Here is a 22,719-nt window from a genome sequence, read left to right on the forward strand (position 1 = left end):
CGCCGGCCGTTCAAAAGACGCCGGCGGATTTTTTTCATCCAAAGTGGAAACGGTACCACAACCTAGTTTCAGTACCAAAATCAAAAAATACAGGAGATACCACAATGCAATCGAATCAACCCAAACTGCGGCTCATCACGGCCGCTGTGTCCCTCGCGCTGCTGGCCGGCGGGGCGGCGGCGCAACAAGCTGCCCAGTCGCCCGACAATGGCAAGCTGGAATCGGTGATCGTCACCGCCAACAAGCGCGCACAGAACCTGCAAGACGTCCCGGCCTCGATCACCGTGCTGAACGACGCCGTGCTGCAACGCGCCAACGTGCGCGACCTGGAAGACATCCCCTCGCTGTCGCCGGCGCTGACGCTGTCCTACGGCACCCAGCCGGGCAACTTCAGCATCAATATGCGCGGCATCGGCACCTTCTCGCTGGGCATCGGCGTGGAGGCGGACGTGGCCGTCATCGTCGACGACGTGCCGCTCGGCATGCAGGCCGGCGCCTTCAAGGATCTGGCCGACGTCGGCCGCATCGAGGTGCTGAAAGGCCCGCAGAGCACGCTGTTCGGCAAGAGCTCGATTGCCGGCGCCATCAACATCACCACCAAGCCGCTGGGCGGCCCGTGGAAAACCACCGCCACCACCTACGTCACCAATGACGATGAATGGCGCGTTGGCGTCAGCACCGGCGGCGCCGTGTCCGACACCTTGCGCCTGCGCGTAGCCGCCAGCAAGACCAACTTCGACGGCACGCTCAACAACCTGACCACCGGCAAAAAGCTCAACGGCAGCAAGGGCGACAACATCAGCGGCAAGCTGGAATGGCAACCGCTCGACCAGCTGACGCTGACGCTGACGCCGCACTACAACCGTACCGAAAAATTCTGCTGCTCGACCGCCTTCACCTCCATGTCGCCGGGCGCGCTGTACCGCAATGCGCCGCAGCTGCCGCCGTCGGTGGTGCTGTCCGGTATCACCATCAGCCCGGACAACCGCGACGTGCGCAACGATTACCCGACCGGCGGCAAGTTCCACGACGCCGGCGCCGGCGTCAAGCTGGACTGGGCCTTTGACGACAACGGCCCGCTGGCCGGCCACACGCTGAGCTCGATCTCGTCCTACGGCAAATACCATATGGACGACTACCAGGACAACGACAACACCGACGTCGACATCCTGCCGTTCCTGCTGCTGCCGAACGGCCAGCCGACCGGCATGCATGGCGGTCTGTACCAGTACGGCACGTTCGATGTCGCCTCGACCACGCAGGAATTCCGCCTGACCTCGCCGGACAAGGGCGCGCTACGCTACGTCGCCGGCCTGTGGTACGGCAAGAACGACCTGACGCGCGAACTGACCAAGGCGCCGCTGATCCAGGCCTACGGCACCGCCTACGGCGCCGATGCATGGAACGTCAGCAAGGCCGTCTACGGCCAGGGTTCGTGGGACTTCCGGCCGGACACCAGCCTGATCGTCGGCGCCCGCTACAACGACGAAGACACCGGCTACAACTTCCGCCGCTACACGGTGCCGCCGCAGGTGCACGCCACCACCGAGTTCTACACCAAGTCCGACAACGACAAGAGCAGCACCTACAAGCTGGGCCTGGAACACCGCCTGAACAAGGACACCATGCTGTACGCCATGGCCTCCACCGGCCACAAGGGCAAGGCCTACGACCTGACCTCCGGCTTTACCGCCGCCACCGCCGCGCTGCCTGCGGTAGCGCCGGAAACCGCCAAGAGCTACGAGCTGGGCTGGAAGCAAAGTCTGTGGGACAACCGCGCGATGTTCAGCGTGGCGCTGTTCCGCACTAACTTTAAGCACTTCCAGCAATCGTCCAGCTTCTTTGACGACGACGGCACCTTCCGCACCGGCCTGAACAGCATCGGCGGCCTGCGCACGCAAGGCCTGGAAGTGGAAGGCAACGTCCGCGTTACGCGCGAACTGCAACTGAACGGCAGCTTCGCCTACACCGAGGCCACGATCCAGTCGTTTGAAAACGGCCCGTGCTACAACGTCATCAACGCTGCCGGCACCGCCGGCGTGCCGGGACCGGGCTGCGCGCAGAATCCCAAGTTCAACAACACCTTCGTGCAGAACCTGGCCGGCAAGACCTTGCCGAACGCGCCCAAGGTCAAGGTCAACCTCGGCGGCCAGTACGACCTGATGCTGCCGTCGTACAGCTTCAACGGCTTTGTGTCCGGCTCCACGCGCTACCAGAGCCGCACGCAATTCTCGCTGAACCAGGACCCGGGCACCATCCAGGGCGCCTACAGCATCACCAACCTGAGTTTTGGCGTCAAGGACAAGCAGGACCGCTACAAGGTCACCTTCCTGGTCAACAACCTGTTCGACAAGCGCTACGCGACCGGCCTCAACAACGCCATCGCCAACGGCACCTGGAGCCCGAAAGCGCCGAATACGCCGGTGGCCGTCAACACCACCGAATGGATGCCGCCGCGCGACTTCCAACGCTACTTCGGCGCCCGCCTCGACGTGACCTTCTAAACATTCGGGGTCAGTTCTGCCAAATGTACACGAGCTCTTGTACATTTGGCAGAACTGACCCCGGGTTAGGCACATCTCCCTCGCGACGCCGTTGCATTTGTCGCAATTTCGCCCTCGCAGCTTGCTGCGGGGGCTTTTTTTTCATTCAGCCTTAACAGAGGGTGGATTACGCTTGAGTCACATTGGCAAAATTGCGTGTCCGGCATGGTAAGCTTCGACCCCGGCGCCCTGCTGGCCATTCCTTTTTCTCAATCCTCCACGTGTAAATACTTAATTCATGGACATCGTACTCGCGCTGAAAGCCCTCATCATGGGCCTGGTTGAAGGTTTTACGGAATTTTTGCCGATTTCCTCTACTGGTCACCTGATCCTGACTGAGCACCTGCTGGGTTTCCACGGCATGGAAGAGAAAATGAAAGTGTTCGAGATCGTCATCCAGGCCGGCGCCATGCTGGCCGTGATCTGGGAATTCCGCGCCCGCATCATCGCCGTGCTGACCGGTCTGGGCGATCCGAAACAACAACGCTTCGTCATCAATGTGCTGATCGCCTTCCTGCCGGCCGCCGTGCTGGGCGTGCTGTTCAACAAGGCCATCAAGGATGTCCTGTTCGCGCCGGTGCCGGTGGCGCTGGCCTTCATCATCGGCGGCTTCGTCATCCTGTGGGTGGAAAAACGCGCCAAGGACAAGCCGACCTCGGCCCGCATCACCTCGGTCGACGACCTCAAGCCGCTGGACGCGCTGAAAATCGGCATCGCCCAGGCGTTTGCGCTGATTCCCGGCACCAGCCGCTCCGGCGCCACCATCATGGGCAGCATGATCTTCGGCCTGTCGCGCCAGGTCGCCACCGAATTTTCGTTCTTCCTGGCAATTCCAACGCTGATGGGCGCCACCGTCTACTCGCTGTACAAGGAACGCGCGCTGCTGTCGGCCGCCGATCTGCCGCTGTTCACCATCGGCACCGTATCGGCGTTTATCTCGGCTTTCCTGTGCGTGCGCTGGCTGCTCCGCTATATCAGCTCGCATACCTTTACGGTATTTGCGTGGTATCGCATCGCTTTTGGCCTGCTGGTGCTCGTGACCGCGTATACTGGCGCCATCGTCTGGGCCGAATAACACTTTTCCGTAAAGCAGTCGCAGTAAAATGATTCATCAGGACAACAACGAACGCGCGCTCCATTTACTGCAAACTGTGTTTGGCTATCCGGCCTTCCGCGGACAGCAGGGGGAGATTGTCGGCCATGTGGCCGGCGGCGGTGACGCACTGGTCCTGATGCCCACCGGCGGCGGCAAGTCGCTGTGTTATCAGATTCCTGCGCTGCTGCGCGACGGCGTCGGCGTGGTGGTGTCGCCGCTGATCGCGCTGATGCAGGACCAGGTCGACGCGCTGGAGGAAGTCGGCGTGCGCGCGGCCTTCCTGAACTCCACGCAAACCTACGAAGAGGCCAGCCGCATCGAGCGCCTGGTGCGCACCGGCGAGATCGATCTGGTCTACGTGGCGCCCGAGCGGCTGATGACGGAACGCTGCCTGAACCTGTTCCAGAACTCGAACATTGCGCTGTTTGCGATCGACGAGGCGCACTGCGTCTCGCAATGGGGCCACGACTTCCGGCCCGAGTACATCAAGCTGTCGATCCTGCACGAGCAGTTCCCCAACGTGCCGCGCATCGCGCTGACCGCCACCGCCGATCCGCAAACCCGCGCCGAAATCGTCCACCGCCTGCAACTGGAAGACGCGGCGCAATTCGTCTCCTCCTTCGACCGTCCCAACATCCGCTACTCGATCGTGGAAAAGGGCAATGGCCGCAAGCAGCTGCTGGACTTCATCACCGCCGAACATGGCGGCGATTGCGGCATTGTCTACTGCCTGTCGCGCAAGAAGGTCGAAGAGACCGCCGAATTCCTCAACGAGAACGGTGTGCGCGCCTTGGCCTACCACGCCGGCATGGACCACGCCAAGCGCGCCGCCAACCAGTCCAAGTTCCTGCGCGAAGAGAACATCGTCATGTGCGCCACCATCGCCTTCGGCATGGGCATCGACAAACCGGACGTGCGCTTCGTCTGCCATCTGGATCTGCCGAAAAGTATCGAAGGCTACTACCAGGAGACCGGCCGCGCCGGCCGCGACGGCGGCCCGGCCGACGCCTGGATGGCCTACGGCCTGCAGGACGTGGTGCTGCAACGCCGGATGATCGACGAGTCGGAAGCCGACGAAACCTTCAAGCGCGTATTGGGCAACAAGCTCGATGCGATGCTGGGCCTGTGCGAGACCCTGAGCTGCCGGCGCGTGCGGCTGCTGGACTACTTCGGCGAACAGGCCGGCCCGTGCGGCAATTGCGATACCTGTCTGATTCCGCCGGTGTCCTTTGACGGCACGGTGCCGGTGCAGAAGGTGCTGTCGACCGTGTACCGCGTCGACCAGCGCTTCGCCGCCGGCCACGTGATCGATGTGCTGCGCGGCCAGGAGACGGAACGCATCAAGACCTGGCACCACGACTCGCTGTCCGTATTCGGCATCGGCGCCGACCGCAGCGAACAGGAATGGCGCGCCATCCTGCGCCAGGTAATCGCGCTCGGCCTGCTGACGGTCGACCATGAACAATACAGTTCACTGAAACTGACCGACGCCGCGCGTCCGGTGCTCAAGGGCGGCCAGAAAGTGCAGCTGCGCCAGTACCAGAAACCGGTCAAGGCCAAGCCTAGCCGCGCCGCCAAGGGCTATGTGGAGAGCGACCTGTCGGAACACGAACAGCGGCTGTTCGACCGCCTGCGCTCGTGGCGCATGGGCACCGCGCGCGAACACAACGTCGCCGCCTACATCATCTTCAACGACGCCACGCTGCGCGAAATCGCCAAAGCCCGCCCGACCGCGCTGGACGACCTGCGCGGCATCTCCGGCGTCGGCGAGAAAAAACTGGCCTCCTACGGCGACGAAATCGTCAACCTGATCAGCGAGATGGATTAAGCGTCAAGCTTGAATGATGTTGCGGTAACGGCTGGGCGGCGCGCCGATGGCGGCGCGGAAGCGGTGGCTGAAGTGGCTCAGGTCTGCGTAGCCGCAGGCGTCGGCGATCTGCTGCAATGGCTGGTCGCTGCTCTTCAGCAGCGCGCGCGCATGGTCAATGCGGCGCGCGGCGATCCATGCCGATGGCGGCATGCCGAACGATACTTTAAACATCCGCACCAGGTGGTATTCCGACAGCGAGGCCAATGCCGCCAGCATCCCCAGCGTGATGTTCTGCGACAGATGCGCTTCGATGAACTCCGCCAGCCGCCGGCGCACTACCGGCGCCAGGCCGCCACGCACGCGCTGCTGATGCTGCGGCACCGATTGCGCCAGCAGCAGATGGCTCAGTGTTTCATGCGCCACCTCGTTGGCGCGCAGCTGCGCGTCCGGACCTTCCCATGGCATGGCTGCCAACGTTGCGCACAGCTGGGCGATGCGTTGATGTTCGAAATACGTGCGGTCGCTCAGCGTCAGTTCGCGCGGTTCGCGGTCCAGCTCCACCACTGCGCGGCGCGTGAAGTGCTCGGGCAGGAAGTACAGGTGGACGAAGTGCATATGGCCGCGCACCGTCCAGCTGGACTCGTGCCAATCCGGCAAGGTGCATAGCCGCTGGGGCGCGCCGTAAATGCCCGGCAGCTCCGAACGCTCGGTGCGGTGGCCGCCTTCCAGGTACAGCGACAGCGTGTGGTGGCCCGGCTTGTCGTAACTGGTTTCGGCCACCAGCGTATCGCGCCGCCAGATGGCGACCGCCAGTTCATCACCCAGCCAGGCAAAGCGCTCCAACTTGGCATCGGTCTCCGACATGGTCTTGAAAACGGAACGCGACAGCGCGCCTTCCGGCATGGACTGCGATTCAAGAGCGTTGGCGATAGCGGGACGTGGCGACATGAAGAAAGTCTAGCACGCCACCAGCGGCGCTGCCGGCAGCCGGGCCCGCCACAGCGCGATATGCGCAATTTCAGACAAGTCGGCGGCGCGCGCTGAAGGCATGCTGGCGGCATGAATACATTACTCTACGCACTCACTGTCCTGATCTGGGGTACCACCTGGATCGCCATTTCCTTTCAACTCGGCGTGGTGCCGGCGCCAGTGTCGATCGCCTACCGCTTCTGGATCGCCGCCGCCGTGCTGATGGCGTTCCTGTTCATCAGCCGCAAGCCATGGTGGCCGCCACGCCAGGCGTGGCCATACCTGTTCGCGCAGGGGATCGCGCTGTTCTGCGTGAACTTCCTGTGCTTTTACTACGCCAGCCAATGGATCACCAGCGGGCTGGAAGCGGTAGTGTTCTCCACCGCGCCGCTGTGGAACGCCATCAACGGCCGCATCTTCCTCGGCAAACCGATCAAGCCGCAGGTGATGGTCGGCGCCCTGCTCGGCCTGTGCGGCATCGTGCTGCTGTTCGCGCCGCAGATGGCCGGCCACTGGCACGACAGCCATACGCTGTGGGGCCTGGCGCTGACCTTGGGCGGTACCTTATGCTTCTCGTGCGGGAACCTGCTGTCGAGCCGCATGCAGTCGATGGGACTGGGCCTGACGCCGTGGCTGACCAACACCTGGGCCATGCTGATCGGCTCCACCACGCTGGGCTTGGCGGCGCTGGCGCTGGGCATGCCGTTTGCGCTCGATCCATCACCGCGCTATCTCGGCGCGCTGCTGTATCTGGCGATTCCCGGATCGGTGATCGGCTTCACCGCCTATCTGATGCTGGTGGGCCGCATCGGTCCGGACCGCGCGGCCTATTCCACGGTATTATTCCCCATCGTAGCGCTGACCATTTCGACCATTTACGAAGGCTACCATTGGACGCCGCTGGCCCTGTGCGGGCTGGCGCTGGTACTGGCGGGGAATCTGCTGGCGTTTCTGCCGCCGTCCCTGCGCGCCAGACTGATGGGAGCAACATAGGAGACTGCATGATCCGCACCGGCCTTCCCGCTGCACTGGCATTGGCACTAAGCCTGACCACCACGGCATACGCCGCCGACAAACCGGCCGACACGGTCTACCGCAACGGCTACGTCTACACGGTGGATGCCAAGGACAGCGTGCAGCAGGCGCTGGCCGTGCGCGGCGGCCGCATTGTCTACGTCGGCGATAACGACGGCGCCAAAGCCCTCACCGGCAAGAAGACCGAAGTGATCGACCTCCAAGGCCGCATGCTGATGCCCGGCCTGATCGATGGCCATATGCATCCGCAATCGGGCGGCAGCCGCCTGCTCAATTGCAGCCTGAATTACGAGCCGCTAACGGTGGCGCAATTCCAGTCCCGCATCCAGGCCTGCCTGGACCGCGACAAGAAGTCAGGGCCGGAGCGCTGGATGATCGTGGTGAACTGGTTCCAGCAAGGGATGCTGCCGGACGGCGTGGACACCGCCGCCGCCACGCTCGATGCGCTGAAGACCGAACGCCCGATCATCGTGCGCTCGTCCTTCGGCCACTCGGCGCTGCTGAACACCAAAGGCATCCAGACCGCGAAGATCACACGCGACACGCCCGACCCGGCCGGCGGCAAGATTACGCGCGACGCCAAGGGCAACGCCACCGGCCTGCTGGAAGACGCCGCGCAAGACCTGGCCATGAACCTGCTGCCGCCGCTAACGGTGGCCGAAAACCTGGCCGCGTCCAAGGCCGCATTGGCGGCGATGCGCCAGCAAGGCATCACCACCTTCCTCGACGCCTACACCGATCCCGAAACCATGACCGCCTTCACCGACCTGCAAAAGCAGGGCAAGCTGACAGCGCGCGCGCACTTCGCCGTATTGATCGATCTGGATAAAGGCGCGACGCCGCAAAGCGCAGTGGCCGAGCTGCTCAAGCAGCAAAAGCAGTTCGACCAGGGACCGACCAAGGTCGCGCCATCAATGCAGGTACGCCACGCCAAGCTGTTCATGGATGGCGTGATCTCGGCGCCCGCCTTCACCGGCGCCATGATCGAGCCATACCTGACCAACAAAGGCACGCCGGAGAAACCGGACTGGCAGCCCGGCCCGCACAACGGCCCGCCGAGCTACTTCACGCCGGAAGCGCTGCGCACCACGCTGAAGGAACTGGCGCGCGCACACATCGATCCGCACATCCACGTCGACGGCGACCGCGCCGTGCGCGAATCGCTGGACGCCATCGAAGACCTGCGCGCCACGCCGGAAGGCAAGCGCGTACGGCCCGCACTGGCGCACGATGAAATCGTTGACCCGGCCGACTATCCGCGCTTTGCGCAACTGGACGTGACGCCGGTGCTGTCCTTCCAGTGGGGGAAACCGGCGCCGGACACGCTGGGCGCTTTGAAGGACTATATGGGGCCGCGCCGTTACGCCGTGGTCGAGCCGCAGGCGCTACTGCTGAACGCCGGCGCGCGCATCGCCTACGGCAGCGATTGGCCGGTCGATCCGCTGGACGAGTGGTTCGCGCTGAAGGTCGGCGTGACCCGCACTGCCGCGCCGGATGCCGGCAAGGAGTACGCCGGCCGGCTGACCGCGCAACCGGGCATGCCGCGCGCCGAAGTACTGCGGGCGATCACGCTGAACGCGGCCTATACGCTGCGCCAGGAAAAGGAGAGTGGATCGCTGGAGGTGGGCAAGCTGGCCGACATGATTGTCCTCGACCGTAACTTCTTCACGATACCGGCCGAGGACATCGCCAACATCAAGGTGCTGCTGACGGTGGTAGGCGGCAAAATCGTCTACCAGTCCAAATTCATGCGGTAAGATGGCGGCCTTTGTTTAAGTAAGCACGCCATGACATCCATAATCTCCCTGTTGATCATCCTCGTCACGGGCTTAGTGGTCTACGCCATCATCAAGAGCAACCCGGTCAAGCCGCAGCCATTGCCACTGCCGTCCGGCGTGCCGTATGAGCCCACGCTGCCGGACAGCGCGCCGGCGCTGCACTGGTCCGACGGCGGCCGCTTCATGGTGGAGCTGATGAACGAGTCGCGCTATCAGCCTACGCTGCAAGCGCTGGCTGGTGCGCATGGCGACAGCGCTGCTGCGGCGCCGTATGTGGCGACGCTGATGCCGGATGATCGCAACGCCTACGAGAACGAAGCGGTGGCAGTGTTTATCGAAGGCCGCATGGTGGGTTATCTGTCGCAGAAGGCGTCGATCAAGTTCCGAGAACTGCTGCGCAAGAAGGAAGCCGTCGGCCAGTTGAGCACCGTCGATGCGCAGGTACGCGGCGGCGCGCTGTGGCAGGGCAAGCGCTTGCAGTACATCGTGGTGCTGGACGTGGAGCCGCTGGAGAAATGAACAGACTTGCGGCCGCGTTGATGGTGCTCGCCGCGCCGGCGCTGGCCGCCGAGCCGCTGGCGATCCACTACAACGAGCGTCCGCCGCATCACTTTACGATGCAAGGCATGCCGCAGGGCGATGGCATCGACAAGCTGCGCGCCGCGCTAACGGCGGCAAACATTCCCTACCAGTTGCGCAGCACTCCGGCCAAACAGCAATTGATCCTGTTGAAAGCGAATGTGCAGCCAGCGTGCATGCTGGCCTGGGTCGGCCTGCCGGGCCGCGAACGCGCCGGCAAACTCTCGGAGATAGTCTATGACGACCGCCGCCTGTGGTGTACCCAGGCGACGCCGGATGACGTGATGCAGCGCCTGAACAAAGCGCTGCGCAAATAAATTACTTCTTGGTAAACACCAGATCCCACACACCATGGCCCAGCTTCAGGCCGCGGTTTTCAAACTTGGTCAGCGGACGATACGCCGGCTGCGGTGCGTAGCCTTCAGCGGTATTCTGCAAGCCCTCTTCAGCGCTCAGCACTTCCAGCATCTGCACCGCGTAGTCTTCCCAGTCGGTGGCCAGATGGAGATAGCCGCCCACTTCCAGCTTCTGCACCAGATGCTTGACGAACGGCGACTGGATCAGACGGCGCTTGTTGTGGCGCGCCTTGTGCCATGGGTCCGGGAAGTAGATATGCACGCCGTGCAGCGAACCATCCGGAATCATGAAGTTCAACACTTCCACCGCATCGTGCTGGATGGCTTTCAGGTTGGTCAGATTCTGCTCGCCGATCAGCTTCAGCAAACTGCCCACGCCCGGCGTGTGCACTTCCACGCCAATGAAGTCCTTCTCCGGCATCACACCGGCGATGTGCGCCGTGGTGCCGCCCATGCCAAAGCCGATCTCCAGCACCACCGGCGCCTTGCGGCCAAAGGCCTGCTCATAATCCAGCGGCGCTTTTTCGTAAGGGATCAGGAACTGCGGACCCAGTTCTTCCAGCGAGCGCGCCTGCGCGGTCGACAGGCGGCCGGCACGCGTGACGAAACTGCGGATGCGGTGTTCGGTCGGGTCGTACAGCATGGCGCGCGCTGGGGCGTCTTTAGGCGTATCGGAAGACATGGTCGGATTCAGCAAAAATTTATTGAGGCGGCATTATATCAGGCTTGCCTGCGCGCTTTTTCAAATCGATTGACACTCACAAGCAGTTGAGGTCTAATCATCATCTGAGGCGTGAAATCGTTTTCAAACGTAGCTATGTCCTCCCCTCCGCACCCGTTAATCCTATTAAAACGATAAAGACAAATGACCGATTTCACGCAATTCCCACCTTCGTTTACCTGGGGCGTTGCCACCAGTGCTTTCCAGATTGAAGGCGGCGCGACCGCCGACGGCAAAGGCCCGTCGATCTGGGATACCTTCAGCCACACGCCGGGCAAAGTCATCGACGGCACCAACGGCGACGTCGCCTGCGACCACTACAACCGCTACCCGGAAGACGTGGCCATCATGGCCAACCTGGGCGTGGACGCCTACCGCTTCTCGATGGCGTGGGCGCGTGTGCAGCCGCAAGGCAAAGGCGCGTGGAACGAAGCCGGCTGGGGTTTCTACGACCGCCTGCTGAAGGAACTGGAAAGCAAAAACATCGCCGCCCACATCACGCTGTACCACTGGGACCTGCCGCAAGGCCTGCAGGAAGAAGGCGGCTGGCTGAATCGCGACACCGCGTATCACTTCGCCGAATACGCGGCGGAAGTGGCGCGCCGCTTCGGCAACCGGGTGAAAACGATTGCAACGCACAATGAGCCATGGTGCACGGCCAATCTGGGCTACGGCAACGCGCAGTTCGCGCCGGGCGTGGCGGACCTGAAGCAATCGATCCAGGTGTCGCATCATCTGGTCTTGTCGCATGGCCTGGCAATGACCGCCATGCGCAAGGTCGGCAGCTCGGCCCAATTGGGCATTGTGCTGAACCAGTGGACCGCCGATCCAGCCACCGACAGCGACGCCGACAAGGCTGCCGCCGAATTCGAATATTCGCGCTCGGTCGAATGGTTCATGGACCCGATCTTCAAAGGTAAATATCCGGAACTAGCACTCAAGGTCCACGGCGACAACGCGCCGGAAGTGCAGGACGGCGACCTGGAAGCCGCGCACCAGAAGATCGACTTCCTCGGCGTGAACTACTACTTCCGCGCCTTCTGCTCGACCGAAACGCCGCCGCGCCAGCCGGAGTGCAAACTGGGCAAGACCGACATGGGCTGGGAAATCTACCCGGACGGCCTGACCGAACTGCTGCTCAAGCTGAACGCCGACTACGACCTGCCGCCGATCTACATCACCGAAAACGGCATGGCCAATCCAGACACCATCGTCAACGGCGAGATCCCGGACGAAGCCCGCATCGATTTCGTCCAGCGCCACCTGAAGGCCCTGAACGACGCCCGCCTGCAAGGCGTGAACATCCAGGGTTACTTCCTGTGGTCCCTGCTGGACAACTTTGAATGGAACTCGGGCTATGCCAAGCGTTTCGGCATCGTCCACGTCGACTACGAAACCCAGAAGCGCACGCCGAAACACAGCGCGCTGTGGTATCGCGATTACCTGATCCAACAGCGCGCAAAGAAACAGCACGCTGCCTGAGCAACGCAACAGTAGTACCGCCGCCGGCCTTCGGGCCGGCGGTTCCCGTTTAAGAACCGGCCACAGAGCCAGTGCTAAACTCCATGAGGACAACGAGGATGACACCATGAGCACCGCCCCTTCCGCCTTGCCGCAAGAACCGCAGGCCGCCGCCGCGCCGACACCACCCCCATCGCTGCTGCGCGCCATGTTCGCGCGCAATACACCGATGCTGTGGGTGCCGAGCGGTTATTTCGCCATGGCGCTGACGTATGTGATGCTGACCAGCGTTACCTCCATCATGTTCAAGAACCTGGGCATGGACAACGGCCAGGCCGCGCAATACGCCAGCTACCTGATCCTGGCCTACACCATCAAGCCGTTGTTTGCGCCGTTCGTGGAAATGTACCGCACCAAGAAGTTCTTCGTGCTGTGCGCGCAGCTGATCGTCGGCGTCGGCTTTGCCGGCGTGGCGCTGGCGATGTCGCTGCCGGACTACATGGTCATCATGGTGTTCTTGTTTGGCATACTGTCGCTGGTCGGCGCCACGCAGGATATCGCCTCGGACGGCGTCTACGTCACCGCGCTCGATACCAAGACCCAGTCGCTGTTCTGCGGCATCCAGAGCCTGAGCTGGAACATCGGTCCCATCGTCGCCTCGGGCGGCATGGTGTACCTGAGCGGCTGGCTGCACACCCATTACTTCCATCACCAGGCCGGCGTGTTCGGCCCGGAATGGATCGAATCGTGGCGTGTGATCTTCTTCATCGTCGCCGGCATCACCATCCTCACCGCGCTGTGGCATATGCGCGTGATGCCGGATGGCGCCAAGGCCGAAAACGCGCCACGCTCGGCCGCCGAAGCAGCCTTCATCCTCAAGGACTCCTTCGTCACCTTCTTCCAGAAACGCGACGTCTGGCTGATGGTGGGCTTTGCGTTTGTGTTCCGCCTCAGTATCGGCCTGCTGGAAAAAATCGGCCCCTTCTTCATGGTCGATCCGGTGGCGCAGGGTGGGCTTGGCCTGTCGAATGAGATGCTCGGTCTGATCTACGGCACCTATGGCCTGATCGCGGTGCTGGTTGGTTCGCTGCTGGGCGGGATCTTCGTCGCCCGTCGCGGCTTGCAGAACACCCTGTTCATCCTGTGCTGCGCGGTCAACATCCCCAACGTCACCTTCCTGTTGATGAGCATCTACCAGCCGGACAACCTGATGATCATCAGCGCCGGCGTGGCGGTCGAGAAGTTCTTCTACGGCTTCGGCTCGGTGGGCTTCATGATCTACCTGATGCAGCAACTGGCGCCGGGCAAATACACCACCACCCACTACGCCTTCGGCACGGGGCTGATGGGCCTCTGCATGATGGTGACCGGTGTGGTCAGCGGCCACCTGCAGCAGATGCTGGGCTATGTGCACTACTTCTGGCTGGTGATGGCGGCCACCATTCCGTCGTTCCTGGTTACGTGGTTCGCGCCGTTCCATAATAAGGACTAAGCGGGAACCAGGCCGCGCGCAGGCGCATGAAGGGCTGCTCGATCAATTGATACAGCAGCCATCCGCCGCCTACGCCGGCCAGCATCACCACCGCAATACCAGGCGCCGCATGACGGTCCAGCGGCAACGCCTCCCCCACCACTTTGAACAGCGGCTTGTGCGCCAGGTAGATCGCGTACGACCACAAGGCCAGGCTCTCCGCGCCGGGCACTCGTACCTTCGCCAGCAACGATGAAGGGCTGAGCGCCGCCAATAGCAGCAGGCTGAAACTCAACGCCAGCAGCGTGAATCCGAACGCCGTCATGAAGAACGATTCGTCGTCGAAGCGCGCCAGTAGCACGCCTGCCGTCACCAGTCCCGCTATCAGCAGCAGATTGCCGTGCCGCAGAATACGTTCGTACAGCGGGGCGTGGTGGTTCTTCAGCAGGGCAATAGCCACGCCGGGCAGCAGTTCGTCGAAGCGCGCGAAGGTGGAGTAGTACAGTTCCTGCGAAAACGGCTGCATGCCATGTGACCAGCCGTTGATGCGGAAGGCGATGGCGCCCGCCACGGCCAGCGCCAAGCCGGTCCAGATCCAGCGCGGACGGCGCAGCAGCAGGAGCGCCAGCGGCAGGATCAGGTAGAACTGCTCCTCAATGCACAGCGACCATGAATGGGTGAAGGTCTGGCCGTATTGCAGGCCGATGTTCTGCGTGAAGGTCAGGAAGCGCCATAGCGGCGCGGTGGCGCTGCCGCCCAGCGTTGACGGCAGCAGGAAGTACGCAGTCAGCACCACGTAGTAGTTCGGCACGGTGCGCAGCAGGCGGCGGCCGAAGAAGGTCGATAGCGGCATGCGCTGCGACAGCAGCTGATTGCCGATCAGGTAGCCGCTCAGTACAAAGAACAGGTCCACGCCGGCCCAGCCGATGCGCCCCGCCTCACCGAAATCGCGGCCGCCGGCCACCACGCCGTAGTGGTACATCAGCACCAGCACAATCGCTGCGGCGCGCAAGGTATCCAGCCCGTGTATCCTGCCCTTCATTGTGTTCCTCTGTGATTTGCGAAAAGGCGATTCTGCCGCCGCCGCGCGACCTTGCGCAAGGCGTGGGACGAAAGCCCGGTTCCATGTGACGCAGCCGCCCGGCAGCGCAAAACGCCCTGCTATACTCGCGCCGATGACCACCTCTCCGTCCACCGCCAATCTCACCGCCGCGCTGCAAGCCGTGATGCTGAACATGATGGCGTGGGCCGTGATCAGCGCGGCCGGCGCGTACGGCGCGGCCAACGCCACCAGTTTCCTGCGGCTCTGGCAGCAATGGTGCATCGACTACCTGCCGATGCTGCTGCTCAGCGCATCGCTGTGTCTCGCGCTGCTGCGCTGGCCCACGCTGTTTGAACCATGGCGCAACATCGTCGGCTTCTTCATCGTGGTGATGGTCGTGTTCCAGCCACTGCAATGGTTATATGTAGACTGGGTACGCCACGGCGGCGACGTCGCCGGCATCAATCTGGAAAACATCTACCAGGCGCGCCTGCGCATGCGCCGTTTCAGCTGGTTCGTCACCGGCGCCACGTTCGCCATCATCGTCGGCATCGGCAACTGGCGGCTGGCGCGCGCACGGGAACAAGCCTTGCAGCGCACCCACACGCACAACCTCGAACTGTCGCTGGCACTGGAGCAGCAGCGCATGCTGTCCCTGCGCGCGCAGCTGGAACCGCACTTCATCTTCAACGCCCTGAACGCCATCAGCGCCCTGGTACGGGATGGCGACAAGGCCGTATCCCTGCAAGGCATCAGCCGCCTGAGCGACCTGCTGCGCTACGCACTATCAGCCAGCTTGCGCGACACCGTGCGCCTCGGCGAAGAACTGCAATTCATCCACGACTACACCGACCTGCAACGCCTGCGCTACGGCGACCGCCTGCACATCGACATCCACTGCGACGACGCCGCGCTGCACGAAGCCCAATGCCCGCCGCTGCTGCTGCAACCATTGATCGAAAACGCCCTGCGCCACGACCTCGATGGCCACGACGGCCGCAGCGACATCCGCGTCCACATCAGGCGCCACAAATCCGAACTGCTGATGACCGTTTCCAACCCCCTCAGCGCGCAAACGCCGGCCAATCCCGGCACCGGCCTCGGATTAAAGAACACGCGCGAGCGGCTGATGATGTTCAATCCATCCGCCTCGCTGCACACCGAAACGCGCGGCGACCGCTTCTACGCCGAAATCCGCCTGCCGCTGGGAGACGGGGATTGATCCGCTATATCATCGTTGACGACGAAGCGCCCGGCCGCGCCAACCTGCGCCTGGCCATGGAGGCGCAAGCCGGCTGGCAGCTGCTGGCCGAATGCGACAGCGCCGCCGCCGCCCGCGAGGCCATGGCGCACACGCCGGCCGACGTGATTTTCCTCGACATCCAGATGCCACGCGAAAGCGGCCTGGAACTGGCGCGTGAACTCAGCCGCCTGCCGGCGCCGCCGCTGATCGTCTTCGTCACCGCCTACAACACCCACGCGGTGGACGCGTTTGAAGTCCACGCGCTGGACTACCTGCTCAAGCCCATCGACGACCGCCGGCTGGCGCAAGCCATCGAGCGCGCCAACGCCATGCTCGGCCTGCGCCAACACGACGCCTACCGCGCCGCGCTGCAAGGCTACACCGCCGCCACCCATACGCAGCAAATGGAAAACTTCAGCGTGCGCTCGGTGGGCAGCATCGAACAGATCCCCGTGCGCGACGTGCTGTGGCTACAGGCGGCGGGAAATTATGTGGAGTTGCACCTGGCGGCGCGCACGGTGCTGCACCGGGTGCCGTTAAGCCGCGTCGAGCAGTTGCTGCGGACGGAGGACTTCCTGCGTGTGCACCGCACCGCCATCGTGCGGCGCGATCAGGTACGACGTTTGTCGGTGGTAGGTGACGGCCGCTATCAACTGACGCTGGCCTGCGGCGCGCAACTGGCGGTCAGTGCGCGCCATCTGCCGGAACTGAAAACCTGTCTAGGCTTCACCGGTCAGTGATCGCAAATCTTCCTCGCGCACGCGACGCTCGGGCGCCAGCACGCGGGCGATGACTTGCGCATTGAGACCCATATTCTGCAACATCTCTACCGCGCCGGGTGTGCCGATATCGCGCTGCACCTGCAATGCTTGCCGCACGATGAAATCAAACGAATGCCAACCTGCCGTATCGGACGTCTGCGGCCGTTGGCGCCTGTCGTGTTCCGGTATCATGATGGCGTCCTCCCTTTGCATCCGCATAGATTAACGCAAGATGGGGCCGCGTGCGCGTCCGGTAGGCTTATTCCTTGGCGGGATCGTAGGACAGCTGTGGCCGGTAACCTTCCGGCGCAATCGAGGTATCAAACGGATAGTTAGCCAGGTTTTGCTGGTCCAGCATGCCCAGCTTGACCAGGATGGTGTGCGGCTGCTCCTTCGCCCGGCCTTCCAGCAGATTGACGGCGGCGTTGATCGCCACCCGCGCCTGGCTGACGCCCTTGGTATCGGCCGCCGCCGAGATTTCCTTGCTGCGAATCAACTGCGCGATTTCGCCGGTAAGGTCGAACGCCACCACGCGGATCTTGTCGTCCAGCTTGGCTGCCTTGATCGGCCCCAGCGCCGCCGGCGCACAACCGGTGCAGCCCAGAATATAGTCCAGCCGCGCGCCGTGCTTGCTGAGAATGCGCCCGGTCAGCTGTGCCTGCAAGGCGCGTTCACTGTCGCCGTAGCGGATGTCCAGGATGTTGACCTCGATCGGCGAGTCCTGCGCGGCAATCCGCGCGCCATCCACCTCGCCCTTGACCCAGCCGGCGCCCATCGGCCCCGGCAGCAGAGCGATGTTGATGGTCTTCAGGCCGCGCTGCTGGGCGTCACGGATGGCCCAGCGGGTCGCCTCCATGCCCATGCTGCGCAGCGAGGTGGTAACCTTCAGCGCCAGCTCGTCGCTGCGGCTGTCGTTGGCCAGCTCCAGCACCGGAATGCCGGCCGCGCGCGCCTTGGCAATGGAGAGGTTATTGGCCGTCATGCTGATCGGCGACACCACGATGGCGTCATATTTGGCGGCAATGGCCTCGTCCATCTTTTGCAACTGGCCGTGCAGGTCGTCGTAACCGCTGGCGGGCAGGATATCGACCGCCACGCCCAGGCGCTTGGCCTCGCTGATAACGCCGTAAGCTACACCAGCCCAATACGGGTCCTTCATATGCGGGAACAGGAAGGCAATGCGCCAGTGCTTGCCGGCATGGGTGGCCGGCGGATACATACCCGCCACCACGCGGCCGCTGGCCAGCGCATCGTCGGCGGTGCCGTTGGCCTGCACCGGACGGAAGATGGAATTGACAGGTATCGGTGCGAACGCCTGCGCGGACTTGGTTGACGCCTGCTGCGTCGGCCCGGACGCCATACACCAGCCGAATGTCGCCAGCAACGTCAGGGAGAGTAAGCGTTTTTTCATTATCGTTATCCGCGTTTATCCGCACAACTGGCGGCGGGAGGGGCGGTGTCGGCAGCGGGCACCAGCACGCCGTTGCGCGCACCCAGCCGCGCCAGTTCACCGGAGCGTACCATTTCCGTGAACAGCACGTTATAACGCGCGCGCACGGCAGAGAATGTGGAATCACGCGGGAAGGCCAGATAGCCATCCAATTGCGTAATGTCGGGACACAGCACCGTAAGCGCATCATCCAGATGCAGGCTATCGATCAGTGCGGTGCTATTGCGTTGATTGCTGGCCAGCAGTTCGACGCGGCCATGGGCCAACATCTGCAAGCCGTTTTCCAGCTGCGGAACCTCGCTGATGTCGAGCAGCTTGCGGGTCTGGTCGAACTGGGTGCCGTAGTGCCAGCCGCGCACGGCGGCCAGGCGGTGGTTTTTCAGCGCGGCCAGGTCGCCGTGCCACGGCGGCGTGCTGTCGCGGCGCGCATAAAACACCAGGCGATCGCGGTAAAACGGTTGATCGAGAAAGGCGAAGCGCAGCAGCCGCTCGGGCGATTTGTAGGGGCCGACCAGGATGTCGGCCTGGGCCCGTTCCACCATCGCCTGCGCGCGCGGCCACGGGTAGAGCTGGAAGCGAATGGTGTCGCCGGCGCGCGCGGCCAGCAGCCGCAGCACATCCACGCCCAGGCCGCGCCACTGGCCGTCCCTGCCCTGTTCAAAGATATTGCTGAAGGTCGTGCCGACCGCCAGACGCTCGACTGCATATGCCGGCAGCGGCGCCATCGCACCGATCGCCAAGGCCAGCAGAAGAGAGGTCGTCTTTCGCATCGTGTCTGAATACTAGCATGAGCTACGGCAAGTATTGCTTCAAGAATGTTACGGTCTTGTCTACCGTTGGCTGGAGCCAGGGGTCGAACAGCCAGAATGAATGGGGCGTGCCGGGCAAGATCAGCTCGTCGCTGGCGACGCCGAGCGCCGTCATTTGCTCTCGCATCGCTTCGCGGCCGGCGGAAAAACGCGGCTGCGCGCTGCCGATAAATAAAATCGGCGGCATACCGGCGTGGACGTACCGGGTCGGCGAGGCCTCGCGCCACAGCGCCGGCTTTTCTTCGTAACGGCCGCCGAACCAGGCGCCGGCCGAGGAAGGATTTTTCTTCGGATCGTTTTCGTACTTCAGCGCCAGTTCGGTGGTGAAGTCGGACAGGCCGTCGATATTGATGATGGCCTTGACGTCGCCGCCGGCGGTGACGCCGGCCAGGCTGGCGATCTGGCCGCCAGCGGAGCCGCCGGCCAATGCAATGCGCTGCGGATCGAGGCCGAATTCCACCGCGTGCGCGCGCACCCAGCGCACCGCATCCTGCACGTCCTGCACCGCAGCCGGATAGCGTGCTTCGCCGGACAGTCGATAGCTGAGCGTGACCGCCGCGTAGCCGTGCTGGGTCAGCCGCAGTGCCATCGGCACGAATTCGGAACGGTAGCCGGACTTCCAGCCGCCGCCGTGGACGAACAGCACCACCGGCAGCTTGTCGCCGGGCGGGCGGTACAGGTCCAGCTTGAGGCAGCGGGCGCCGTATTGGGCGTAGACCTGATCGGCGACCTTGCGCACGCCGGGCGGCAGCGCGTCGCTGGCGATGTGGATGTCGGGATAGTCGCGCACCAGCTTGTCGTAGGTGTGCGGCGCATCATAGGTATTGGACGGATCGGACGGCGGTTCCACGCACGGCGGCGCGGCCAGCAAAGCGGCGGCAAGAACGGCACTCAGGACAGGCATCAAGACCCCAGCGAAATACACAGGCCTCCAGTATAACCCGGGGTCAGTTCTGCCAAATGTACATGAGGTCGTGTGCATTTGGCAGAACTGACCCCGAATAAAAAAACCCCTCGGCCGGTGAAGGCGCGAGGGGGTTAAAACCACAGACAACACTGGACTACATGAAAAACTCTTTACTTAGAACGAGCGGCCCACGTTGATGCCGAAGGTGCGTGGCGGCAGGTACTGAGCTTGCCACGGACCATTGGCGTTCATGGCGCTGGTCTTGATCTTGCCGTCTTCGACGTTGCGGACGAAGGCGTCGAAGTACCACTTCGCCTGGGCGTCGTAACGCAGGCCGATGTCGGTACGGTTGTAGGCTTTCTGACGATCCGGATCACCCAGGTTGAACACGCTCAGCCAGCTGGCGGTTTCGTAGTGGGTGCTGATGCGCGGGATCAGCGTGCCATCGGCCAGCTCGAAGCTGTGCTGGTATTGCAGCTGCATGGCAAACTTCGGCGAGTGCGGCATGGTGTTGCCGGTTACGTCCAGGCAGGTAGCAATGTCAGGAATCGAGCACTTCGGCAGCTGGTAGTCGTTACTGCCGCCAATCAGCTTCTTCAGCGTCGCGTGGGTGTAGGCGGCGGTGAACTGCACGCGGTCCACCGGCGTGATCTTGGCGGCGATCTCGGTTTCCAGGCCCCAGACATTGGCGCCTTCGGCGTTGTTGGTGGCCAGGCCGCGGGTGCCGTCAGGATTGGTCACCGGCGCGCTGAACTGGAAGCCCTTGAAGCGCTCATAGTACGCCGAGTTGTTCATCCGCACTTTGCCGCCCAGGAAGGTCGACTTGGAGCCGACTTCGTAGTTGGTCAGCGTTTCCGAACCGTATGGACGGCCGCCATCCTGCAAACCGCCCGACTTGTAGCCGGTCGAGACCGACGCGAACACCATATTGTTCTTGTCGATGTCGTAGCTGATGCGGCCCAGGCCGGTCAGCTTGTGGTCCTTGTAGGTGCCGTCGTTATGCTGGTAGACGGAGAAGCCCGAGGTCGGCGACAGCGGATCGATTGCCGGGCTCAGCGGTACTTGCGGGCCGGTGGCGTCCAGCGTGCTGGCGGTGCCGCCGATGTTCTCGCGCTTGTCCGAGGTGTAGCGGAAGCCGCCGGTCAGGTGCCATGCGTCAGCCAGATTCCAGGTCGCCTGGCCGAACACGGCCTTCGAGTCCACGGTTTCTTTCGGCTGGATGAAGGCGCCCTGCCAGCTGACGGTGCCCTGCTCGGTGCCGTTCATGATCGGAATGTCGAAACGGATGCCGTTGTCTTCGTTGGCATAGTACAGGCCCAGCAGCCAGTCGACTTCACGTTTGCCGGTCGACATGAACTCCAGCTCATGGCTGTAGTTCTTGTACTTGGACCAGACGGTGTTGTTGGCCTGGTAGCCGGCGCTGGCGCTGCTGCTGGCGGTGGTGAAGCTGGTGGCCGGATTGGCGCCGCCGTCCTGGTCGAAGGTCGACGAGCCGTTGAAGCGCGAGTAGCCGGCGATGTAGGCCAGGGCCACATCCGGATTGATCTGGTAATCGACGCGGCTGCGCACCGAGTTGGAATCGCGGTTGACGTTAGGCGCGGTGTCGATCAGCGCCGACCAGAAGTCCTGGCCTGGACGCTGCTGCTGCAGCAGGTTCATGTTCGGGGTGCCACGGTCGATGTAGTGCTCGTACGAGATGTTCCACTTCAGGTCGGCCGATGGCTGCCACAGGAAGCTCAGGCGCGCCGCGCTCTGGTCCTGGGCGCCGTATTTCTGGCCGTTGCGCACGTACAGGTTCGGGTTGAGCGGCTGGAAGGCGATCGGGTTGCCCGGATGAGCAGCATTCCAGGCCGAGATCACCGGCGCGGCGGCAGCTTGCTGCGCGGCCAGCGACGGGATGGTCGGCGCCTGGTAGTCGACGTAGCCGTCGTGCTGCTCGTGCACCACCGACACGCGCATCGCCATGGTGCTGCTCAGCGGGATGTTGAACGCGCCGCGCGCGCCCAGGCGGGTGTAGTTGCCGTAGCCCAGCTCGAAGTTGCCGGCGTTGCTGCCGATTTCAGGCTTGACGGTCTGCATGTTGACCGCGCCGACGGTGGAGTTACGGCCCCACAGCGTGCCTTGCGGGCCGCGCAGTACTTCGATGGCGTCCAGGTCGAACAGCAGCGCGGTGGCGCCTTCCGGACGTGGCGAGTAGATGCCGTCAACGAAGGAAGCGACTTCCGGGTCAGCGTATTCGGTTTTGGCGGAGTCGTTGCCGATGCCGCGCATGGTCATGGTGATCACGCCGTGGTCGCCCTGGCCGGTGGCCGAGAAGCCTGGCACCAGGTTGACCACGTCCTGGATGGTCTGGACGTGGTTGTCGTCCAGTGCGGCCGCGTTCAGCGCGGTCACTGCCACCGGGGTTTTTTGCAGCGAGGTCGTGCGTTTGGTAGCGGTAACGTAAACTTCCGTAATTTTGCTGTTGTCGGCTGGTGCGGCCTGATCAGCGGTAGGTGCGGCCTGGCCGGCCTGCGCATCGGCGGCGGCTGGAGCTGCATCAGCGGCATAAACGTGGGCGTTGGCCATCAGGGCGAAGATGGCGAGCGAGATAGGGGTGAGCAGACGCTTCCCGGATTGCGGTACGTGCAGGTTCATAAGTCTCCTTTTGCATAGCGAACGCCGGGGTGGCGGTGCTACATTTATCGT

At 63.2% G+C, this 22,719-nt stretch carries 19 protein-coding genes; 11 read left to right on the plus strand and 8 right to left on the minus strand.

Annotated features, from left to right (window positions below):
- Positions 1-104: 104 nt before the first annotated feature.
- From GTP69_RS08825 to recQ, 3 genes are all read left to right on the plus strand, one after another.
- The gene (locus GTP69_RS08825) at positions 105-2,504 is read left to right on the plus strand and encodes a TonB-dependent receptor (RefSeq protein ID WP_161054530.1); all 2,400 of its coding nucleotides are present in this window, start codon (positions 105-107) and stop codon (positions 2,502-2,504) included.
- A gap of 277 nt (positions 2,505-2,781) precedes the next feature.
- Positions 2,782-3,618, plus strand: a complete 837-nt coding sequence (locus GTP69_RS08830) for an undecaprenyl-diphosphate phosphatase (RefSeq protein WP_161054531.1) — start codon at positions 2,782-2,784, stop codon at positions 3,616-3,618.
- 28 nt (positions 3,619-3,646) lie between these two features.
- Positions 3,647-5,467, plus strand: a complete 1,821-nt coding sequence (recQ, locus tag GTP69_RS08835; RefSeq protein ID WP_161054532.1) for a DNA helicase RecQ — start codon at positions 3,647-3,649, stop codon at positions 5,465-5,467.
- A gap of 3 nt (positions 5,468-5,470) precedes the next feature.
- On the opposite strand, the gene GTP69_RS08840 is transcribed toward recQ, so the two are convergent.
- A complete protein-coding gene (locus tag GTP69_RS08840; RefSeq protein WP_161054533.1) occupies positions 5,471-6,397 on the minus strand; it encodes a helix-turn-helix domain-containing protein in 927 nt (308 codons plus the stop codon).
- Between the two features lie 111 nt (positions 6,398-6,508).
- On the opposite strand from GTP69_RS08840, the gene GTP69_RS08845 reads away from it, so the two are divergent.
- The 4 genes from GTP69_RS08845 to GTP69_RS08860 are packed head-to-tail and all read left to right on the plus strand — an operon-like array spanning position 6,509 to position 10,127.
- Positions 6,509-7,411, plus strand: coding sequence for a DMT family transporter (locus GTP69_RS08845; RefSeq protein ID WP_161054534.1), 903 nt, complete (start codon positions 6,509-6,511; stop codon positions 7,409-7,411).
- A gap of 8 nt (positions 7,412-7,419) precedes the next feature.
- A complete protein-coding gene (locus GTP69_RS08850) occupies positions 7,420-9,210 on the plus strand; it encodes an amidohydrolase (protein ID WP_161054535.1) in 1,791 nt (596 codons plus the stop codon).
- 30 nt (positions 9,211-9,240) lie between these two features.
- A complete protein-coding gene (locus tag GTP69_RS08855) occupies positions 9,241-9,750 on the plus strand; it encodes a hypothetical protein (protein ID WP_161054536.1) in 510 nt (169 codons plus the stop codon).
- Entirely contained in the window at positions 9,747-10,127 is a 381-nt protein-coding gene (locus GTP69_RS08860) for a hypothetical protein (protein ID WP_161054537.1), read from the plus strand. The genes GTP69_RS08855 and GTP69_RS08860 overlap by 4 nt, the downstream gene beginning before the upstream one ends.
- Position 10,128: 1 nt before the next feature.
- Here the strand turns inward: GTP69_RS08860 and trmB are convergent, their stop codons facing one another.
- Positions 10,129-10,809: a tRNA (guanosine(46)-N7)-methyltransferase TrmB gene (gene trmB / locus GTP69_RS08865; protein WP_161044626.1), complete on the minus strand. Its 681-nt coding sequence runs from the start codon at positions 10,807-10,809 to the stop codon at positions 10,129-10,131.
- A 222-nt stretch (positions 10,810-11,031) separates the two neighbouring features.
- Between trmB and GTP69_RS08870 the strand changes: the two genes are divergently transcribed.
- Both GTP69_RS08870 and GTP69_RS08875 read left to right on the plus strand, forming a co-directional pair.
- Positions 11,032-12,369, plus strand: a complete 1,338-nt coding sequence (locus tag GTP69_RS08870) for a GH1 family beta-glucosidase (protein WP_161054538.1) — start codon at positions 11,032-11,034, stop codon at positions 12,367-12,369.
- Between the two features lie 106 nt (positions 12,370-12,475).
- Positions 12,476-13,840, plus strand: coding sequence for an MFS transporter (locus GTP69_RS08875; RefSeq protein ID WP_202424348.1), 1,365 nt, complete (start codon positions 12,476-12,478; stop codon positions 13,838-13,840).
- Here the strand turns inward: GTP69_RS08875 and GTP69_RS08880 are convergent.
- Entirely contained in the window at positions 13,806-14,861 is a 1,056-nt protein-coding gene (locus GTP69_RS08880) for an acyltransferase family protein (RefSeq protein ID WP_161054539.1), read from the minus strand. The genes GTP69_RS08875 and GTP69_RS08880 overlap by 35 nt on opposite strands.
- Positions 14,862-14,994: 133 nt before the next feature.
- On the opposite strand from GTP69_RS08880, the gene GTP69_RS08885 reads away from it, so the two are divergent.
- Together GTP69_RS08885 and GTP69_RS08890 are read left to right on the plus strand one after the other, a co-directional pair.
- Complete coding sequence (locus GTP69_RS08885) at positions 14,995-16,083, plus strand: sensor histidine kinase (protein WP_229260860.1); 1,089 nt, start codon at positions 14,995-14,997, stop codon at positions 16,081-16,083.
- On the plus strand, positions 16,080-16,844 hold the full coding sequence (locus GTP69_RS08890) for a LytR/AlgR family response regulator transcription factor (protein ID WP_229260861.1): 765 nt from the start codon (positions 16,080-16,082) through the stop codon (positions 16,842-16,844). The genes GTP69_RS08885 and GTP69_RS08890 overlap by 4 nt, the downstream gene beginning before the upstream one ends.
- Here GTP69_RS08890 and GTP69_RS08895 read toward each other — a convergent pair.
- From GTP69_RS08895 to GTP69_RS08915, 5 genes are all read right to left on the minus strand, one after another.
- Positions 16,824-17,057 carry a hypothetical protein gene (locus GTP69_RS08895; RefSeq protein ID WP_161054540.1) on the minus strand — a complete coding sequence of 78 codons (234 nt, stop codon included), beginning with the start codon at positions 17,055-17,057 and terminating at the stop codon, positions 16,824-16,826. The genes GTP69_RS08890 and GTP69_RS08895 overlap by 21 nt on opposite strands.
- Positions 17,058-17,124: 67 nt before the next feature.
- A complete protein-coding gene (gene torT / locus GTP69_RS08900) occupies positions 17,125-18,276 on the minus strand; it encodes a TMAO reductase system periplasmic protein TorT (protein ID WP_161054541.1) in 1,152 nt (383 codons plus the stop codon).
- A gap of 5 nt (positions 18,277-18,281) precedes the next feature.
- Complete coding sequence (locus tag GTP69_RS08905) at positions 18,282-19,085, minus strand: substrate-binding periplasmic protein (protein WP_161054542.1); 804 nt, start codon at positions 19,083-19,085, stop codon at positions 18,282-18,284.
- Between the two features lie 22 nt (positions 19,086-19,107).
- The gene (locus GTP69_RS08910) at positions 19,108-20,028 is read right to left on the minus strand and encodes an alpha/beta hydrolase (RefSeq protein WP_161054543.1); all 921 of its coding nucleotides are present in this window, start codon (positions 20,026-20,028) and stop codon (positions 19,108-19,110) included.
- A gap of 177 nt (positions 20,029-20,205) precedes the next feature.
- Entirely contained in the window at positions 20,206-22,668 is a 2,463-nt protein-coding gene (locus GTP69_RS08915; protein ID WP_161054544.1) for a TonB-dependent receptor, read from the minus strand.
- Between the last annotated feature and the right edge of the window lie 51 nt (positions 22,669-22,719).

It is taken from the genome of Duganella levis, from assembly GCF_009857605.1.
GTDB lineage: Bacteria > Pseudomonadota > Gammaproteobacteria > Burkholderiales > Burkholderiaceae_D > Rugamonas > Rugamonas levis.